Here is a 17,870-nt window from a genome sequence, read left to right as displayed (position 1 = left end):
GCGGAATTGACAAACTAACTTCCCCTCTGGACCTCTAAATGTGGTATGCTTAGGATAGAAGCTGGAGAAAGGAAGAAGGCTTGAACTTATGAAATTTGCTGTTTTGGATTTTGAAACGACTGGAACGGGCCCGGCTGACGATATTATTCAAGTCGGTCTCGTTATTATAGATGATATGGAAGTAACCGACAGGTATACTTCCCTGGTAAATCCGGGGATCAGTATACCTTCTTCGATTACGGAGCTTACGGGCATTACCGACGAGATGGTGGAGCATGCCCCTAAGGTCGACGATATTATGGCGGAGATGTATCCGCTGCTTTTTGACTGTGTTCTCGTGGCCCATCATGCTTCGTTCGATCTCGGTTTTTTACAGCGGGCCCTGCGCAAAACGGGCTATCCCGATTTTACCGGGCGCGTTCTGGATACGATAGACATGCTGAGAATTGTGTTTCCTTCTCTACCGACTTACCAGCTCGGCATGGTGGCTTCGGCCTTCGGCATCGAACATGAGCGGCCCCATCAGGCCGACAGCGATGCGGACGTTACGGCGGAAATCTGGACGATGAGCCTGGACAGGCTTCTGTCCCTGCCTTTATTGACGGTTCAGCGGCTGGCTCAAATCCTGCCGGCCGAGACGAGCGATCTCGGCTGGTTTATGTCGGAAATCGCCCGGTTCAAGGAACAGCAGACTCCCTTGGACCAGTCGATTCACCAGTATTACCGCCAGTTCGCGCTGAATGTGCAGGACTGGGGGGACGAAGATCCGGTACGTGACGAGAACGATGTGCTGGAATTGAGCGACTCTTTTGAAGACGTTTACGATCAGGTCAAAGAAGCTTTGAAAGCCAAGTTCGAGCATTTCGAAAGCCGCGAAGCCCAGGAAATCATGATTCGTGAAATCGAAGAAGCCTTCCAGAACGACCGGCACCTCATGATCGAAGCTGGCACGGGCACGGGCAAATCGCTCGGGTATTTGATCCCGTCCCTCTATTACGGGATTAAGCATGACGAGAAGGTGGTCGTCAGCACGCATACGATCAATCTGCAAGAGCAGCTGCGTGAGCGGGATATTCCGCTGCTTCACGACATTTTTCCGGTAAATTTCAAAGCGTCGGTTCTCAAAGGCCGCAGCCACTACTTGTGCCTCCGCAAATTCGAGAACCGCATCTCCATGCAGGAGTTCGATACGGGCAAGGAGGATGCCATTACGGCCGCCCAGATGGTCGTCTGGCTGAGCCAGACGCAGAACGGCGACGAGGAGGAACTGCATTTCGGGAACAAAGGGGCCGCTTTCTGGCATACCGTTTCCAGCGATGCCGAGTCGTGTCAGAACCGGCACTGTCCGTGGTTCAAAAAATGCTTTTATCACCGTGCGCGCCATGACGCCAACAATTCGGACGTAGTCATTACGAACCACTCGCTGCTGTTTACCGATATGAAGGCCGAGAACCGGGTGCTGCCGGCTTATAAGCATCTCGTTCTGGACGAGGCCCACCATTTCGAAGAAGTGGCAAGCAAGCATCTGGGCAAGGAGCTTCACTACCTGGGGTTGACGAATCAGCTTCTTTGGCTGTTTAAGGACAGCCGGAACGGGCAGCTGCCGGCGCTTCGCACGAAGCTTCAACGGTATGACGACGATTACCGGGCGGCTACCTGGATGAACGGAATCGACAACCTTTTCCCGAAAACCTTGCTCATTAAGGAAGCTTGGGATTTACTCTGTGAAAAGTTTTACGAGCTGCTCCAGACGAATTCCGAGCCCGGCCAAATCGACCCCGGTTCCCTGGTGATGCGTCTGAAGAAAGAATCGTTACCCCCGAACTGGAGCGATTTCACGGATCTTGAGGAGATTTTGGAACAGCATATTCAAGAAGTGTATAAATCCGTGGATTCGCTTGTGCAGGATTTGAAAGAAGTCCAGGAAGAATACGACGTCCAGAGCTTCGTAACCGATCTCGGCGGCGTGGCGAAGGAACTCCAGGCAGCGAAAGAGACGCTCCGCTTCTTTATGAAGATGGCGGACGATAACTTCGTTTACTGGGTGGAAGCGGGGACGTACAACAAAAGCCGTTCGATCAACCTGATCTCCGTGCCGATGGACGTAAGTCCGCTTATCCGCGAACATTTCTTTGACAACAAAGAGAGCGTTATTCTCACATCGGCCACCCTCTCGGTCAATAAATCGTTCCAGTATTCGGCGGATCAGCTGGGGCTGAAACTGCCGGTCGAAGAAGAGGAGAATCCGAAGCTGAAAACCGTCCAGCTTCCGTCTCCGTTCCAGTACCGGCAGCAGGCTCTTGTCTGCATACCGCGGGACTTTCCGATGATCCGGGGCCGCAGCGGCGAAGAGGAGTTCCTCAAAGCGCTGACGGAGTCGCTTACGGATGTGGCCGTGGCTACGCGAGGGAGGATGCTCGTGCTGTTCACTTCGAACCGGATGCTGAAGCTTGCCCACGCGGTTCTGAAGGAGAATCTCCGCCCGCACGGCATCCATGTGCTCGGCCAAGGGGTGGACACCGGCAACCGCAGCAAGCTGACCCGGCTCTTCCAAGAGCATAAAGCGTGCGTGCTGCTCGGCACGAGTTCATTCTGGGAAGGGGTGGACATTCCGGGAGAAGCCTTGACTTGTCTGGCCATCGTACGGCTGCCTTTCCAGCCGCCGAACCATCCGCTGGTTGAAGCGAAGAGCGAAAACCTGAAAAAACGGAATCAGAACCCGTTCATGAAGCTGTCGGTGCCTCAGGCCGTCATCCGATTCAAGCAGGGCTTCGGCCGACTTGTACGCAGGGCTTCGGACAAAGGGATTGTGCTGATTTACGATACGCGAGTCATTGAGACGCAGTACGGGAAGCACTTTCTCTACTCCCTGCCGGGACCGAAGATTGAGCATATGCCTGTAGAGCGCATCGTACCGAGAATTCAGGAATGGATGGGAGAGAATTCGCTTGAAGTCACTTAAAATATCCGAGGCGGTCGTAAAACGGCTGCCGATCTATCTGCGTTTTCTAAATGAACTATCAAAGAAAAACGTATTAACGGTTTCGTCCCAGGATCTGGGGCAGAAACTGAATCTGAACCCGGCCCAAATCCGCAAAGATTTGGCTTACTTCGGTGAATTCGGTAAGAAGGGGATCGGGTACGATGTGACCTATCTTATCGAGAAGATCCGGCAGATTCTGAAGCTTGACCGCCAAATACCGGTTGCCCTCGTGGGATCCGGTAACCTGGGGCGGGCGCTGTGCAACTATAACATCTACTTGCGCGATCAGATGAAAATAACGGCGATTTTCGATTCGTCGCCGGACAAGATCGGCCAGGTCATCAATAACATGAGCGTTCTGCCCATGGAGCATCTGGCCGATGTTATCCGGGATTCCAGCATTCGAATCGGCATCATAACCGTTCCGGCGCCGGAAGCGCAGAATGTCGCCAACCAATTCGTAAAGGCGGGGATCGAAGCGATTCTGAACTTCGCTCCGTCGATTCTGAAAGTACCGGAGGAAATCCGCGTGCATCATGCGGACTTTACGGCAGAGCTCCAGAGCCTGGCCTATTACCTTCCGGAATAAGCAAGTGAGGGTTTTGGTCTTGAAAACCAGAAAAACCGCTATATGGGCCTTTTAGGCCGTATGGCGGTTTTTTAATGGAACTCGCTATTTGAATTACATGTTATACGAAGAACTTAAACAACACGGTGTACAGCACATAAGACAAAATGATGCTGATCGGAATCGTAATGATCCAGGTAACGATCATGCGCGTTACGGTACCCCATTTCACCTCATGAAACCGGAGTACGGAACCCGAACCGATGATCGCGGAGGAAATCACGTGAGTCGTCGAAAGCGGCATCCCCATGTGCGTGGAAGTCTGAATCACGATGGAGGAAGTTAAATCCGAAGCGAATCCGTTGATCGGCTCGATTTTGATCAAGTTTTTGGAGATCGTCTTGATAATCTTCCAGCCTCCGATCGAGGTGCCGAGACCCATTGCGGTCGCAGCGGCGATTTTCACCCACAACGGCACGTCCATGGTTGTCTGGGCTCCGGCAGCGACGAGTCCGAATACGATAATGCCCATCGCTTTCTGAGCGTCGTTCCCCCCGTGGGAGAAGGACAGCAGCCAGGCGGACAAAATCTGGAAGAACTTGAATACGCGGTTCAGCTTCGAACGGGATTTGTTGCCTGTCAGGATAACCAGGTATTTGATGATCGTCATGATGATGTAGCCGGCCACAAATGCGACAATCGGCGAAAGCACCAGAATCAGCACAATCTTGCCGAGACCGCCCCATTTGACGTAGTCGGCTCCCGCCCCGGCCAGCACGGCTCCGACAATGGATCCGATGAGGGTATGGGAGGAAGAGGAAGGAATGGCATAATACCAGGTTGCCAGGTTCCAGATAATGGCGGAAAGCAGGGCCGCGATGACGATAAATTCACCGTGGTTGATCTTGGACGGGTCCGCGATCCCGCTGCCGATCGTCTTGGCCACTTCCGAAGAATACAAGGCGCCGACGAAGTTCAGACATGCGGCGGATATAATAGCCACTTTCGGACTCATCGCACGCGTAGAGATCGAAGTCGCTACCGCGTTCGCCGTATCGTGGAAACCGTTAATGAAATCAAAGGCAAGGGCGAGAAAAACGATCGCAATCAAGGTAATAAGAACTGTTGTCGTCATGAAATCCTCCTAAACTGCTGGGCCTACGAGTAGCGCAGCACGACGCTTTCCAAGATGTTGGCAACGTCTTCACATGCATCGGTGGTCTGTTCGAGACGTTCATAAAGTTCTTTGAGCTTGAAATCTTCGTAAGGATCGCGTTTGGTGATAAAAATTTCACGGATGCCTTCGCGCATCAAGCGGTCGGCTTCGTTTTCAAGCGCATTGATTTCAACCGTATGTTGCGGGATCTGCATGTACTTCTTTTTGGAAAGAAGCTTGAAGGCATCGAGCATATGTTGGCAGCTGGACACGATCACGGCGGAGAATTCCTGCATAACCTTGTCTGTCTGGCTGATGTTGAGATAGTCAAAACGTGCCGCTGTCGCTTCAATGCCGTCCAGTACGTCGTCGAGCTTGGAAGCCAGCTCCATAATATCTTCACGGTCAAGCGGAGTGATAAAGACTTTGTTCAGCTCTTTAAAGATTTCGTGGGTGATCTGATCGCCTTTGCTCTCAATGTCTTTGATCATCTGGAAAAAGTTTTCCGGAATTTTATCTCCCATCATCGCGTTTCTGAACATCTGGGATGCATGGAGTGTGTTTTCTGCCGCCCGTATGAGCAGGTTTAAAAAATCGACGTCTCCTCTTTTACTGCTAAAAAGCGATGCCATTACGGTTCCTCCTAGTGATTCGATTGTAAAGATTCCGTGAAGTTAAGTTTAATGTATGTAGAATTTTGTAGCTTAAACTCACAAACTTAAAAATATCATAACATTTCCCCAGAAAGCAATCACTGGATGAGCGTTTTTTCAATTGTTTGCTTCGCTTGATTTTAAACAAGTGACGTTGTACATTGAAAAGATAAGAATAACTGCCGATTTCGGCGGATTTATACGGAATGAGGGCTAACGGATGAAAAAAACGATTATCATAAACGGTTTGTTCGTAACCGGGGACGCCGCTGCTCCCGTAATCGAAGGCTGTATGGTTATGGAAGGGAATCAGCTTACATATATAGGAAAGGATGCGCCGCAGCCGCTCGAAACTTATGACGAAGTCATTCGCGGGGACCGCAAGCTCTACATGCCCGGACTCGTCAATACGCACGGCCATGCGGCGATGACTTTGCTGAGAGGCTACGGAGACGATCTCGCCCTCCAGGTATGGCTGGAGGAGAAGATGTGGCCGATGGAAGGCAAGTTCACGGCGCAGGATGTGCGCTACGGAACGCTCCTGGCCATCCTGGAAATGATCAAAGGCGGCACAACGACATTTGTCGACATGTACGACCATATGAACGAAGTGGCCCAGGCCGTATCCGATTCCGGTATGCGTGCGCGCCTGACCCGCGGTGTCATCGGACTGTGTCCGGCCGACGTTCAGGAAGCCAAGCTCCGGGAAGCGATCGCATTCGCCAAGGACTGGAACGGCGCCGCGAACGGGCGCATTACGACGATGATGGCCCCGCACGCTCCTTACACGTGCCCGCCGGATTACATCGAACGGTTTGTCCAAGCCGCCCACGATTTGGACCTGCCTATTCATACCCATATGTCCGAGACTTTAAAAGAAGTGGAAGCGAACGCAGAGCAGTATGGGGCACGGCCGGTCGAGCATCTGGAAAAACTGGGCGTTTTCACGCGGCCGACTCTCGTCGCTCACGGCGTTCACCTGACGGACGAAGAGATCGCCGTTCTTGCCAAATACAACGTCGGGGTTTCGCACAATCCGGGGAGCAACCTGAAGCTTGCCAGCGGCGTTGCCCGCGTGCCCGAGCTGCTCAAAGCCGGCATAAACGTGTCCCTTGGCACGGACGGTGCCGCGAGCAACAATAACCTCGACATGTTCGAGGAAATGCGGCTTGCCGCCCTGATCCACAAAGGCGTAACCGGCGATCCGACCGCGGTGCCGGCCGCCGCCGCTTTAAGCATGGGCACATCGATGGGCGCGCGCTCCATCTGGCTTGACGATATCGGCACGCTCCAGCCTGGCATGAAGGCCGATTTTATCGCGCTGGATATCGACCAGCCTCATTTTCTGCCTCGTACGGATTATGTTTCCCATATCGTCTATTCGGCATCCGCCCATGATGTGGTAGATGTGTGCGTAGACGGCAGTTGGATCGTAAGCGGCCGCGAATGCCTGACACTTGACGAAGAGAAGATTAAACGGGAATTCGAATCGTGCTTCGCCCGTTTGACGAACAGCTAGTCTTCAGCAAGAGGAAGGAGGGAACGAAATGCTTAAAAAAGCCATTTGGATCGGACTGTTTGTCGTGCTGACATCGGGGTTCGGCATTAACCGTTTTTACGTGAACGTGCAGGCGAACCACTGGGAAAGAAATTCCGAGGCCGTTCAGGCGGCTTATGAGAAAACGACGATGACCAAGGCTAACCGGGTCGAAGCTTTTCACGGAGCCCGCTCCTATGAAGTCGTGTACGGGGAAGACAAGCTCGGCAACGGGCTGATCGTCTGGGTGCCGCTCAAACAGGACGGAACCGGTCTGGCCATCGACGAGATTCATACGGAAATGACCGCCGAGAACATAACGGAAGAAGCCGTGCGCGGAATCATGGCGAAGAAAAACGCCAAGCTGGATATTCTGCGCGTTAACGCGGGCGAATTCAAAGGGAAGTATGTCTGGGAAGTCTTTTATAAAGACGAGCAGGACCGGGCGTTCTATGATTATTACAATTTAAAGACGGGTGCACTCGAAGATACGTTTAAGCTCAGCCTTCAATAGGGTGAGCTTTTCTCTCATTTCGTTATTTTGTCAAAGTCTCCATCGTTTTTTTTGCCCATGGGTTACGGACTGTGATATACTATTCGTATAGCATTTGCTAAATACGAATGATATAGAAAGGGGGACGTAAGTTGCGTAAAATACGTCTCTTGCCCGTCCTTTTAAGTGTCGTCATCACCGCTTTTTTCCTTTTTGGCGGCTGGTTCGCTTATCAAACCTACGCCATCGGAAAACCGCTAGGCAATATCGTGAAAGAAACACCGGGGGTTGAGCAATCCCAGGTCACATATAATGATAAAGAAGTTTCGATCCGTCTGTCCCTCAAACCTGACACCAGCTTAAGAGAAGTGTACGGCCGCATTACAAAAGAAGGGGCCTCGACAATCGGTTCCCGTGGCGTGAAACTGTCGGTCAATACAAAAGAATCTCCGGATCTCGATAAATGGTGGGCGCAAGCGTTATTTGATGTCGCCCAGGCGATGGAAACCCGTCACTATGCCGATATACCTACGGCACTGGAAAAGCATAAAACAGACAAAGATAGCAATTTGGTCGTGAAAACCGAAATGGACGAGCAGAACGTTTATGTTCATCTGCAAAAAGGGGATCAGCACAAATACGTGGTGCTGCCGCGAAATGCCGAAAAAGTTGGGGTGTTTAAATGAGCAAATACGGAAAAGAGATAGCGATTGGCGCTGCTCCGGTACTATTCATTTTTCTGGCCTTTATTAAAGTCAACATTATCCCTTTACTGTTTACAGCCGCCCTTATTACAGCCGTTCTTTATATGATGAAAAGCCGTGGGGGTTCCGGCATCGGAATCGGCGCGGGAGCCGGTACGCGCGGGAAATCCCGGCAGCCTTCCTACCTCAGCTTCGATCAGATCGGCGGTCAGGAACGCGCCAAGAAAGAGCTTGTCGAAGCGCTTGATTTTCTCGTCAAACAGGAAGAAACGAAGAAGCTTGGCATCCGCCCTCTGAAGGGCATCCTGCTGACCGGTCCTCCGGGAACGGGGAAAACGCTGATGGCCAAAGCGGCCGCCCATCATACGAATTCCGTTTACATTGCCGCTTCCGGCAGTGAATTCGTAGAGATGTATGTCGGTGTAGGTGCTTCACGGATACGAACCCTTTTCCAGGAAGCCAGAACGAAAGCCCAAAAGGAAAACAAAGAAAACGCCGTTATTTTTATCGATGAAATCGACGTGATCGGGGGCAAGCGTGACGGCGGACAGCAGCGCGAGTACGACCAGACGCTGAACCAGCTCCTGACGGAAATGGACGGCATTCATACAAATACGACGCCGCGCATTCTGATCATTGCGGCGACCAACCGCAAAGAAATGCTGGACCCGGCTCTGCTCCGTCCGGGACGGTTTGACCGTCATATCGACGTCGAGCTGCCGGACAAGAAGGGACGCCTGTCCATTCTTAACATTCATGCCCAGAACAAGCCGCTGGACGAAGCGGCGGATCTGGAGAAAATCGCGGAGCAAACCTTCGGATTTTCCGGAGCGCAGCTCGAAAGCGTGCTGAATGAAGCGGCCATTTACGCCTTGCGCGGCCAGCAGGAGACCGTCATGCAGAAAGATCTGCTCGCCGCCATCGATAAAGTGATGATGGGCGAACAGACAGACCGTGAAGCGACCCAGGAAGAGAAGATCCGGGTTGCCTATCACGAACTCGGCCATGCCATTATCGCAGAGCTGGTGCGTCCGGATTCCGTCGCCCAGGTTTCCCTGCGGCCTCGCGGCAAAGCGCTCGGTTATGTGCGCCACAACCCGCCGCAGGACCAGTATTTGTATTCCAAAGAAGCGATCGAAGATCAGATTATGATCGCGCTGGCCGGCGCGGCTGCGGAAGAGATTATTTACGGCGGCCGCAGTACTGGGTCTAGCAACGACTTCGAAAAGTCCATCGACATGGTCCGCACGATGATTTCTTCGGGCCTGACATCTCTCGGCATTGTCGATCTGAAAATGGTTCCGCAGCAGAAGCTGATGGAAGTAAACAATGCCATCCTCGATGAGTTGATGGCTCGTACAAAAGAGCTTCTGACGAAGCACCGGATCGTATTCGAGCAATCGCTGGATATTCTGCTTAAGGAAGAAGTCATTTCCGGGCAGCAGTTCCGTGATCTGCTTGAAGGAAGCAAAAGACATCTGGAGCCGGTATTGGCTTAAATCGTATAATCGTATACAAAACGAGAACCAGTCTAGGCTGTTTACAGCCAGGCTGGTTTTTTCTTTACAAAACGAAGCGGCCATTGCCCGGGCAATATTGAATCTTTTTGATCCTATTTTAACGCGTAAATCTAGCAGTTACCTTTAATTACGGTTTTTGAAAATTCCAGATTTCCACTATTTCTAAACGGGTAAGAAACCGTATAATGAAGCGTGGTTGTCTGTGTCCTTTTTCACAGCTTGCGAAAGTTGTCGAAATTGCGCATTTGCTTTTGAAAGTTTTGTGTATACTAATGAAAAAGGTATGAAAACGTTGTATGATGGACTTGAAAAGAGATATAAAAATCGACAACCCTAGATTAACGGACGAAGAGGAGAATAGGGATGCAATATAAAAAGATAGGTGTAATCGGTGGAGGAACGATGGGGCAGGGGATAGCCGAGATGTTGGCGGCTAAAGGCCTTGAAGTTGTCCTGGTGGAGAAAGATAACGAACGAATGGAACATTCTTGGGCCATGATTGAGCTGAGTCTGGACAAACAGCTGGAGAAATGGGCTATTACCGGTGCGGAGAAGAAACTGATTCTATCTCGCATTCATAAAACGACGGATCTGAAAGAGCTTCCTTCCTGCCATATGGTGATTGAGACGATTTCAGAGGATCTGGATCTTAAAAAGAGTTTATTCCGAAAGCTGGACGAAATTTGCGGCCCGGATCTGATTCTGGCTTCCAATACGTCCACGCTTAGTCTTACGGAATTGGGCGCTTCTACGAAGCACCCGGAGCGGGTGATCGGCCTTCATTTTATTCATCCGGTTGCGAAAATCGACCTTGTCGAAATTATCCGCGGTCTGAAAACCTCGGAAGACACGTACATGCTGACACGCCGATTCGTGGAAGATGTGATTCAGAAAACGGCGATTAAGGTGTACGAGTCGCCTGGTTTTGTCACGTCCCGGCTTATCTGTCTGCTCATTAACGAAGCGGTTCATACGCTCGCCGAGCGTGTGGCTTCTGCGGAAGATATCGATCTGGCGATGCGCAAAGGCTATGAGTTCCGGCACGGGCCTCTCGAGATGGCGGACCGCTTCGGACTGGACTCGGTGCTGGCCGCACTGGACCGGATGTTCCGTGAATTCGGCGAATTGAAATACCGGCCTTCCTTCCTGCTGAAGCAGATGGTGCATGCCGGACATTTGGGCGTTAAAACCGGCGAAGGATTTTTCCGGTACGATAAGGAAGGTGACAGAATGTGAATATTCTCGTCATTAATGCAGGAAGCTCATCGGTCAAATATCAGTTGTACAACATGAAGGATGAGACCGTTCTGGCTAAAGGTCGCGTAGAGCGGATCGGGCTGGATTCGGCCATTCTCACCCACGAGCCGGAAGGAAAGACCGAGGTCCGTGAGGTCAGCGAAATTCTCGAGCATACGACGGCGATCAAAAAAGTGCTGGATAAGCTCGTTCATAAAGAGCACGGGGTTTTAAAGACGGTGAATGAAATCGATGCGGTGGGTCACCGCATCGTACATGGAGGGGAAGCGTTTTCTTCCTCGGTAGTCGTTACGGAAGAAGTGAAGAAGGAGATCAAGCGCTTGTTCGATTTGGCGCCGCTCCATAACCCTGCTCACATGCTGGGGATTAACGCCGTCGAAGCGAACATGGGCGACGTGCCTCAGGTGGTCGTTTTCGACACGGCTTTCCACCAGACGATGCCTTCTCACGCTTACATGTATGCGATTCCGAAAATCTGGTACAGCAAACATAAAGTCCGGCGCTACGGCTTCCACGGCACCTCTCACCAATATGTGAGCGAGCGTGCCGCCCGGTTCCTGGACCGTCCGCTGGAAGAGCTAAAAATCGTGTCGGCCCATATCGGGAACGGCGCAAGCTGCACGGCTATTCAAGGCGGCAAATCCGTGGATACGAGCATGGGGCTTACCCCGCTTGAAGGCTTGATGATGGGGACGCGGAGCGGGGATCTCGATCCGGCGGTCGTCACATTTGCAATGGGCAAAGAGGACTTGTCCCTCAATGAAGTGAACTCCATGCTGAACAAGCACAGCGGGCTGCAGGCGATATCCGGACTGAGCAGCGATATGCGTGAAATTACGGAAGCGATGGACAGCGGCGACAAAAACGCGAAACTGGCCTTCGACATGTATACGTACAGGCTGCGTAAATTTATCGGCTCTTATGCGGCTGCGATGAACGGCATTGATGTATTGATTTTTACCGCGGGCGTAGGCGAAAATTCCGTTATTTTGCGCAAAGCGGTATGTGAGGGATTGTCCTATCTCGGTCTTGGACTCGACTCCGAGCGCAACATTAACGGATGGGGAATCGAGAAGCGTATCTCGACGGACGATTCGAAGGTAGAAGTGCTGGTTATTCCGACGAACGAAGAGTGGATGATCGCGCGGGATACGTTTGAACTAGTGAACGGGCTGAACGAAGCGTAGCGGTAAATGATTTTTTTTACCACTGGTTTATAGTACAATAGGTGGATGGGAGAAGACGGCCATAGAGCCGTCTTTCCATGTCAACCCAAGGAGGAAGACGTTAGATGAGCAGTGTGAGTACGATTCATGAAGTCAAGGACCATGTCGGCGAATCCGTAAGAATCGGATGCTGGCTGCACAACAAGCGCAAGAGCGGCAAAATTCAATTTTTGCAGCTGCGTGACGGAACCGGCTTTATTCAGGCGGTTGTCGTAAAAAGCGAAGTGAGCGAGGAAGTTTGGGAAGCCGCTTCGAAATTAACCCAGGAAAGCTCGCTTTACGTGACGGGCTCGGTTCGCGAAGAACCGCGCAGCAAGAGCGGGTATGAACTGACGGTTGAAGGCGTGGAAATTATTCAGATTACCCAGGATTATCCGATTACGCCGAAGGAACACGGCGTCGATTTCCTGATGGATCACCGCCACCTGTGGCTGCGTGCTCCGCGTCAGCGCGCCATTCTCGTTATCCGCGCGGAGATTATCCGTGCGATTCAGCAGTTTTTCGATGACAAGGGCTTTCAGCTTGTCGACCCGCCGATTTTGACGCCATCCTCCTGCGAGGGGACGACGAATTTATTTCATACGAAATATTTCGATGAAGACGCTTATTTGACCCAAAGCGGTCAGCTTTACATGGAAGCCGCCGCTATGGCGCTGGGGAAAGTGTATTCCTTCGGGCCGACTTTCCGTGCGGAGAAGTCCAAAACGCGCCGTCACCTGATCGAGTTCTGGATGATCGAGCCTGAAATGGCGTTTGTCGATCACGAAGAGAGTCTTCGCGTGCAGGAGCAGTTCGTTTCCCATGTGGTCCAAACCGTTCTGAAAAACTGCCGCAGCGAGCTTGAAACGTTGGGCCGCGATATCTCCAAGCTGGAGAAAATCCAGGCTCCGTTCCCTCGCATCACATACGATGAAGCGGTTCAGTTCCTGCAGGACAATGGGCATGAATTCCCTTGGGGAGATGACTTCGGCGCTCCTCATGAAACGGCTATCGCCGAGAAGCACGAGAAGCCGGTCTTCATTACACACTATCCGACGGGCATTAAAGCCTTCTACATGAAACCGGACCCGAACCGTCCGGAAGTCGTGCTTTGCGCCGATATGATCGCACCCGAAGGGTATGGCGAGATTATCGGGGGCAGTCAGCGGATCGACGATCCGGAGCTGATGGAAGAGCGTTTCAAGGAACACGAGCTGTCTTCCGAAGCGTACCAGTGGTATATGGATCTGCGCAAATACGGCACGGTTCCGCATTCCGGATTCGGACTCGGTCTGGAGCGCACGGTCGCCTGGATCTGCGGTCTGGAGCATGTGCGTGAGACGATTCCGTTCCCGCGTCTGCTTTACCGTCTGTACCCGTAATACGGCAGCAATGCAGCCTTTACGTACGGGGTGGCCGGTCACACCGGCCGAGCTAGAAAGAGGAGGATGGATTTGAAACCGAACGATAACGATCGCAAGCGGGTAGAGCGGGCTCTCCTTGCAGGAATGACAGCAGGAACCGTGGCCGTTCCGCATCTGCTTTTGAGGTATTATCACCGGATGAAGCTGTCCGAACTTGAAGTCATGCTGCTTATTCATATCCTGGCTTTCCAGGAGAATGAAAAGAAAGATTTCCCGACGCACGATGAGATTCAAGACCGGATGACTACCCCGCAGGATCAAGTGATCGAAGCGATTCAAAAGCTTGTGAACAGCGGTGTGCTCCGGATTGAGCAGGAAATCGACAGCGTGTCGGATATCCAGTACGAGCGGTACAATTTGAGGCCGATGTACGAAAAAATCGCGGGCTGCTATGCGGAGGATCTCCTTCAGAAAGCGGCCAGGCAGGCGGAGGCCCAGAAGCCGGAAGCACAGCCCGGACGGGAAAAGGACGTCTATTCGATCTTCGAAGCGGAATTTGCCCGGCCTTTGACTCCGATGGAGCTAGAAACGATAACGAGCTGGCTGGATAGGGACGGCTACAAGGAAGAGCTTGTGCTGGCCGCCCTCAAAGAGGCCGTTTTCGCGGGCAAAGTCCATTTCCGCTATGTGGACCGCATTTTGCTGGAATGGAGCCGGAACCGGATTACGACAGTGGAGCAGGCGAAAGAATTTACACAGAAGTTCAGAGGCAACCGCTAGTCGGGTCCTCTCGTTCTTACTGAGCAGTCCGCCCGCTAACAAGAAACCCCCGATTGGATTCTCTTAATGAGATTCCTTCGGGGGTTTTTGCGTGTTGCTTATTTTTTAAGAAGGTGCCAGCGGTATACATATTCGAACATGAATTCGAATGCCTCCAGATGCCGCTTGGCTTCGGCCACGCTTGCGCCCCAGGCATAGATCCCGTGTTTGCGCAGCACGATCCCCGGAATGCGCGGGACAATGGCCCCCTGCACCAGTTCGGCGATTTTCGGAATGTCGGCGTAATTCGGCAGGACGGGAATGCGGATGGTGGCATCCTCTTCCCAAATGTTGAGCGCTTTGATGATTTCAATACCCTCAACCGGGATAAAACCTTCCTCGCCGTACAGCTCGGAGGCTAGGTTGTTAAACATGGTATGCACATGTAAAATGGCGCCTGCTCCCGTATACTTGTAAATTTCACAGTGGATCAGGGTTTCGGCGGAAGGCTTCAAACGGGTCGCTTCGACCGGTGTTCCCTTTTCATTGACGAGAAGGAAGTCTTCCGGAGATTGCAGAGACTTGTCCTTTCCGCTGGATGTCACGGCAAATGTGAACTTGTCGGGGGTGAATTCGCCGACGCGCACGGACAGATTTCCGCTGGTAGCCGGAAACCAGCCCCGGGCGGCCAGATTTGCTTTGATCTCGCGTAGTTCGTCATACGCGTGCTGTTTTTGCTCCAAGGTCAATTCGGTCATGCTTGTATCGTCGCCTCCAGGTCGCGGATAATATCGTGGAACGTTTCGAAAGGCACGTAAGACAGCTTTAGTTCCTCGCAAAGCTCAATAAGATGAGAGCGGGCATAGACGTTCTCCACCAGCTTAGCTCCCTGAAAATCGGTTACGCTGTCCCCGATGAGAATGCGTTCATAGTCGTCTGCGGGATAGGAACGGATAATCGACGTTTTGCACATTCCGCAGTCCGCTCCGCAGTGCTCGTCACAGGCGTGCGGCCACAAAATTTCGATGGTTTCGCCTTCGAATGAACTTCCGTTGCAGTAAATATGCTCACGGGGGATATCAAACGATTCCAGGAGCGGATAGACGAAAAAGTCGATCCCGCCGCTTGTCACGAGCAGTTTGATGCCGTTTTGTTTGCAATAGGCGACGAAATCGGAGAAGCCTTCGCGGATGACCGCATTCGAGATGGCAAATTGAATTACTTCTTGTTGACGGGAAGAAGGGAGCAGCCGGAACATTTCGCCGACCGCGTGTCTGACGGAGATCGCCCTTTCTTCCACGAGACGTTTCACGATCGCTTCCCAGCCGGGCGGATCGAAATGTTTCATAATCGCTACGATGTTGTCGCTAACGGTAATCGTGCCGTCGAAATCACAGAACACGATCTTTTGTCGGGTACTCAAGATTTAACCCCCCAGGCTTCGATTGCGGCTTTCAATTCTGGATGCTGCTGAGCGGCTTCCTGGAGCGGTTTCCCGTCCAGCGTTGCCCCGATCGCCTGCCGGAAAGCTTGTCCGCCGGCAATGGCGCCCATGGGATGGCCATGAATCCCGCCGCCGGCGTTAACCACGACATCCGTGCCGAAATCACGCAAGATGAGCGGAACAAGTCCGGGATGGATTCCTGCCGAAGGGACGGGGAAGCTTGTTTTAAGCGCTGCGCGTACGTTTGCCGAAGCGGACGGCTCACGTTCAGGGCCTTCCGCCGCGGAATGCCGATACAGATAGTCCTGCTCGAGGTTCTCTGTTAGCAGGACCTGTTTAATCGCCAGGTTCTCTTCACGTGGCATCACCACAGAGCCGTACGGGGAAGGGAACAGGACGAGATCGGCCCCGGCTACCCGCATCAGCTTGCCGAGCAGCAGGGAGGCGGAAATGCCATACTCCGGAGAAGGGTAGAACGCACCGGCCATAGCGGGATGCGCCATAATCGGCACGGAGATGTCCGGGTCGGCGCTGAGCTCGCACAGCGTATCGAATCCGTAAGCGAGCACATTGAACAGAAGCGCGTTCGCTCCGGCATGGATCGCTTTCCTCGCCTGATCGGCCAGCTTGGACGTCGGGCCGGTCAGATTCGTCGCGTAGAGCAGCTTCTGTCCCGTCACATCGTATGCGCGGCGTGACGCTTCCATGCAGACGGCTACCCTTTTCTCGATAGGGGTAAGCGGGTTCTCGAACAAGATCTCGTCGTCTTTAATGAGATCCACGCCGCCTGCCGCCTGCGCGTAAAACTGTTCCCCGAGCCCTTCTAGATCCTGGCCGATGACGGATTTGAAAATGCTCATCAGAAGCGGCCGGTCGTGTACGCCGAGCAGCTCCCTTACGCCTTGAAGACCGAACTTGGGGCCGGCAAAAGCCGAAAGAAACGACTCCGAAAAGGACAGGTCGGTCAATTTGATTTTCCCGTCCATGGACAGCTTGCCGAAAACGGTGACAAGCAGGGCGGGAAGGTCCCGGCTGAAATTCACATCGGGATACGCGATACGGATGTCCGCGTAACGCCTGGATTCGGGTGAAGCTTCCCCGGCTTCGCTGACGTCGACGGAGACTACATGACCCAGATGCTGCTGCATCTGGGCTTTGCGGGCTTCCGGCAGATCGGTCCAGCTTCCGACGGTCAGACCGACTGCGATCCCCTGCGCTTTTTTGTTAAAATCGGCTGTATCGTCATAACAGCGGTAAGTCGCCAAACAGTAGGAACTCACAACATATCACCTGCTTAAGAAAGGAATAGGAGGCAGAACGCCTTAACGGATATGGGGAGCGATTTCTGCGCCCATTTCCTTTGCGCGTTTTGCGGAGCTGAAAACAGCTGCGGCTACGGCTTCCGGGAACTTGTAGCGGTCCAGCGTCTGCAGAGCGGCCAAGGTCGAACCGTTCGGGGAAGTCACTTTGCGTCTGAGCTCCGCGGGTTCTTCTCCCGTACGTTCTACCATGTGAACGGCTCCGAGCAGTGTCTGCATGGTGAGCCGGCGCGCTTCGTTCTCGTCGAGTCCGCCCGCGATGCCCGCCTGAATTAGGGCCTCCATAAAATAGTATACATAAGCGGGACCACTTCCGGAAAGTCCGGTTACGATTTCTAAGTAATCTTCGGGAACGGCCGTCACCATTCCGACGGCTTCGAACATTTTCGTCGCGAGCTCCTGCTGCTCCTCGGACACGCTTTCGGAGAAGCTCATGCCGGTTGCGCCAAGGCCGATGGTCGACGAAGTGTTGGGCATGGTCCGTACGATCGGCATTTGGGTATCCAGCAAAATTTCGATTTTGCGGATCGTCAGCCCGGCGATGACGGACACGAGAAGCTGGCTGCCGTTAAGCATCGGTTTAAGCTCGTCGAACGAAGCTTCCACGTCTTTGGGCTTCATGCAGAGCACGACGATGTCGGCGGACGAGATACGTTCTCTTTTGACCACCGGATCACAGCTCGCTTCGACGCCGTACCGCTCTCTCAGCTCTTGCAGCCGTTCTTCATTTTGCCGGTTGGATGCAAAAACTTGCCCGGGCGTCGTGATTCCCCGTTCGATGAGGCCGCGCAAAACAGCCTCAGCCATGGAGCCTGCACCGACAAAAGCGATGCGTTTAGTATGAATTATGCTGTTCACAAGTCTCACTCTCCTGTTTGTGAAGACCCGTTCCTTCGCGGAACGGATCT

16 protein-coding genes are annotated in these 17,870 nt (G+C 52.8%); 10 read left to right on the top strand and 6 right to left on the bottom strand.

The genetic code is table 11. The features are described 5' to 3' along the window. Positions 1-61: 61 nt before the first annotated feature. Positions 62-2,962 (top strand): ATP-dependent DNA helicase DinG, encoded by a 2,901-nt coding sequence (dinG, locus tag PCH01S_RS08535; RefSeq protein WP_255246834.1) that lies wholly within the window; start codon positions 62-64, stop codon positions 2,960-2,962. Further along, the gene (locus PCH01S_RS08530; protein ID WP_042228394.1) at positions 2,949-3,572 is read left to right on the top strand and encodes a redox-sensing transcriptional repressor Rex; all 624 of its coding nucleotides are present in this window, start codon (positions 2,949-2,951) and stop codon (positions 3,570-3,572) included. Before dinG ends, PCH01S_RS08530 begins: the two co-directional genes overlap by 14 nt. 100 nt (positions 3,573-3,672) lie before the next feature. Here the strand turns inward: PCH01S_RS08530 and PCH01S_RS08525 are convergent, their stop codons facing one another. Beyond that, a complete protein-coding gene (locus PCH01S_RS08525) occupies positions 3,673-4,686 on the bottom strand; it encodes an inorganic phosphate transporter (protein WP_042228393.1) in 1,014 nt (337 codons plus the stop codon). A 23-nt stretch (positions 4,687-4,709) separates the two neighbouring features. Next, a complete protein-coding gene (locus PCH01S_RS08520) occupies positions 4,710-5,339 on the bottom strand; it encodes a DUF47 domain-containing protein (RefSeq protein WP_009675522.1) in 630 nt (209 codons plus the stop codon). Between the two features lie 241 nt (positions 5,340-5,580). Between PCH01S_RS08520 and PCH01S_RS08515 the strand changes: the two genes are divergently transcribed. The 8 genes from PCH01S_RS08515 (at position 5,581) to PCH01S_RS08480 (ending at position 14,220) form a co-directional block, all read left to right on the top strand. Continuing rightward, the gene (locus PCH01S_RS08515; protein ID WP_042228392.1) at positions 5,581-6,879 is read left to right on the top strand and encodes an amidohydrolase; all 1,299 of its coding nucleotides are present in this window, start codon (positions 5,581-5,583) and stop codon (positions 6,877-6,879) included. A gap of 28 nt (positions 6,880-6,907) precedes the next feature. Next, positions 6,908-7,411 carry a cell wall elongation regulator TseB-like domain-containing protein gene (locus tag PCH01S_RS08510; protein ID WP_042228391.1) on the top strand — a complete coding sequence of 168 codons (504 nt, stop codon included), beginning with the start codon at positions 6,908-6,910 and terminating at the stop codon, positions 7,409-7,411. A gap of 131 nt (positions 7,412-7,542) precedes the next feature. Continuing rightward, the gene (locus tag PCH01S_RS08505) at positions 7,543-8,076 is read left to right on the top strand and encodes a hypothetical protein (protein ID WP_042228389.1); all 534 of its coding nucleotides are present in this window, start codon (positions 7,543-7,545) and stop codon (positions 8,074-8,076) included. After that, entirely contained in the window at positions 8,073-9,593 is a 1,521-nt protein-coding gene (locus tag PCH01S_RS08500) for an AAA family ATPase (protein WP_042228388.1), read from the top strand. The genes PCH01S_RS08505 and PCH01S_RS08500 overlap by 4 nt, the downstream gene beginning before the upstream one ends. Positions 9,594-9,977: 384 nt before the next feature. Continuing rightward, positions 9,978-10,850 (top strand): 3-hydroxyacyl-CoA dehydrogenase family protein, encoded by an 873-nt coding sequence (locus PCH01S_RS08495; protein ID WP_042228387.1) that lies wholly within the window; start codon positions 9,978-9,980, stop codon positions 10,848-10,850. Continuing rightward, on the top strand, positions 10,847-12,058 hold the full coding sequence (locus PCH01S_RS08490) for an acetate/propionate family kinase (protein WP_042228386.1): 1,212 nt from the start codon (positions 10,847-10,849) through the stop codon (positions 12,056-12,058). The genes PCH01S_RS08495 and PCH01S_RS08490 overlap by 4 nt, the downstream gene beginning before the upstream one ends. 104 nt (positions 12,059-12,162) lie before the next feature. Beyond that, entirely contained in the window at positions 12,163-13,458 is a 1,296-nt protein-coding gene (gene asnS, locus PCH01S_RS08485; RefSeq protein WP_042228384.1) for an asparagine--tRNA ligase, read from the top strand. A gap of 72 nt (positions 13,459-13,530) precedes the next feature. Continuing rightward, positions 13,531-14,220 carry a DnaD domain-containing protein gene (locus PCH01S_RS08480; RefSeq protein WP_042228383.1) on the top strand — a complete coding sequence of 230 codons (690 nt, stop codon included), beginning with the start codon at positions 13,531-13,533 and terminating at the stop codon, positions 14,218-14,220. A gap of 98 nt (positions 14,221-14,318) precedes the next feature. On the opposite strand, the gene mtnB is transcribed toward PCH01S_RS08480, so the two are convergent. From mtnB to proC, 4 genes are read right to left on the bottom strand one after another with little or no spacing between them, the layout of a single operon-like run. Further along, on the bottom strand, positions 14,319-14,957 hold the full coding sequence (mtnB, locus tag PCH01S_RS08475; protein ID WP_042228381.1) for a methylthioribulose 1-phosphate dehydratase: 639 nt from the start codon (positions 14,955-14,957) through the stop codon (positions 14,319-14,321). Beyond that, positions 14,954-15,622 carry a 2-hydroxy-3-keto-5-methylthiopentenyl-1-phosphate phosphatase gene (locus tag PCH01S_RS08470; protein WP_042228380.1) on the bottom strand — a complete coding sequence of 223 codons (669 nt, stop codon included), beginning with the start codon at positions 15,620-15,622 and terminating at the stop codon, positions 14,954-14,956. Before PCH01S_RS08470 ends, mtnB begins: the two co-directional genes overlap by 4 nt. Then, on the bottom strand, positions 15,619-16,923 hold the full coding sequence (locus tag PCH01S_RS08465) for a 2,3-diketo-5-methylthiopentyl-1-phosphate enolase (protein WP_042228379.1): 1,305 nt from the start codon (positions 16,921-16,923) through the stop codon (positions 15,619-15,621). The genes PCH01S_RS08470 and PCH01S_RS08465 overlap by 4 nt, the downstream gene beginning before the upstream one ends. A 42-nt stretch (positions 16,924-16,965) precedes the next feature. Next, the gene (proC, locus tag PCH01S_RS08460; protein WP_042228378.1) at positions 16,966-17,820 is read right to left on the bottom strand and encodes a pyrroline-5-carboxylate reductase; all 855 of its coding nucleotides are present in this window, start codon (positions 17,818-17,820) and stop codon (positions 16,966-16,968) included. Positions 17,821-17,870 lie beyond the last annotated feature (50 nt).

The organism is Paenibacillus chitinolyticus NBRC 15660, assembly GCF_000739915.1.
In the GTDB taxonomy this organism is placed as follows: domain Bacteria; phylum Bacillota; class Bacilli; order Paenibacillales; family NBRC-103111; genus Paenibacillus_F; species Paenibacillus_F chitinolyticus.
The sequence above is the reverse complement of the archived record's forward strand: the minus strand, read 5'-3'. Positions and strand labels throughout refer to the sequence as shown.

Bases quoted from the DNA above. Each gene is read 5' to 3' on its own strand.
- PCH01S_RS08525 (WP_042228393.1), bottom strand. From the start codon at position 4,686: ATGACGACAACAGTTCTTATTACCTTGATTGCGATCGTTTTTCTCGCC.
- PCH01S_RS08510 (WP_042228391.1), top strand. From the start codon at position 6,908: ATGCTTAAAAAAGCCATTTGGATCGGACTGTTTGTCGTGCTGACATCG.
- PCH01S_RS08520 (WP_009675522.1), bottom strand. From the start codon at position 5,339: ATGGCATCGCTTTTTAGCAGTAAAAGAGGAGACGTCGATTTTTTAAAC.
- asnS (WP_042228384.1), top strand. From the start codon at position 12,163: ATGAGCAGTGTGAGTACGATTCATGAAGTCAAGGACCATGTCGGCGAA.
- PCH01S_RS08515 (WP_042228392.1), top strand. From the start codon at position 5,581: ATGAAAAAAACGATTATCATAAACGGTTTGTTCGTAACCGGGGACGCC.
- mtnB (WP_042228381.1), bottom strand. From the start codon at position 14,957: ATGACCGAATTGACCTTGGAGCAAAAACAGCACGCGTATGACGAACTA.
- PCH01S_RS08500 (WP_042228388.1), top strand. From the start codon at position 8,073: ATGAGCAAATACGGAAAAGAGATAGCGATTGGCGCTGCTCCGGTACTA.
- PCH01S_RS08495 (WP_042228387.1), top strand. From the start codon at position 9,978: ATGCAATATAAAAAGATAGGTGTAATCGGTGGAGGAACGATGGGGCAG.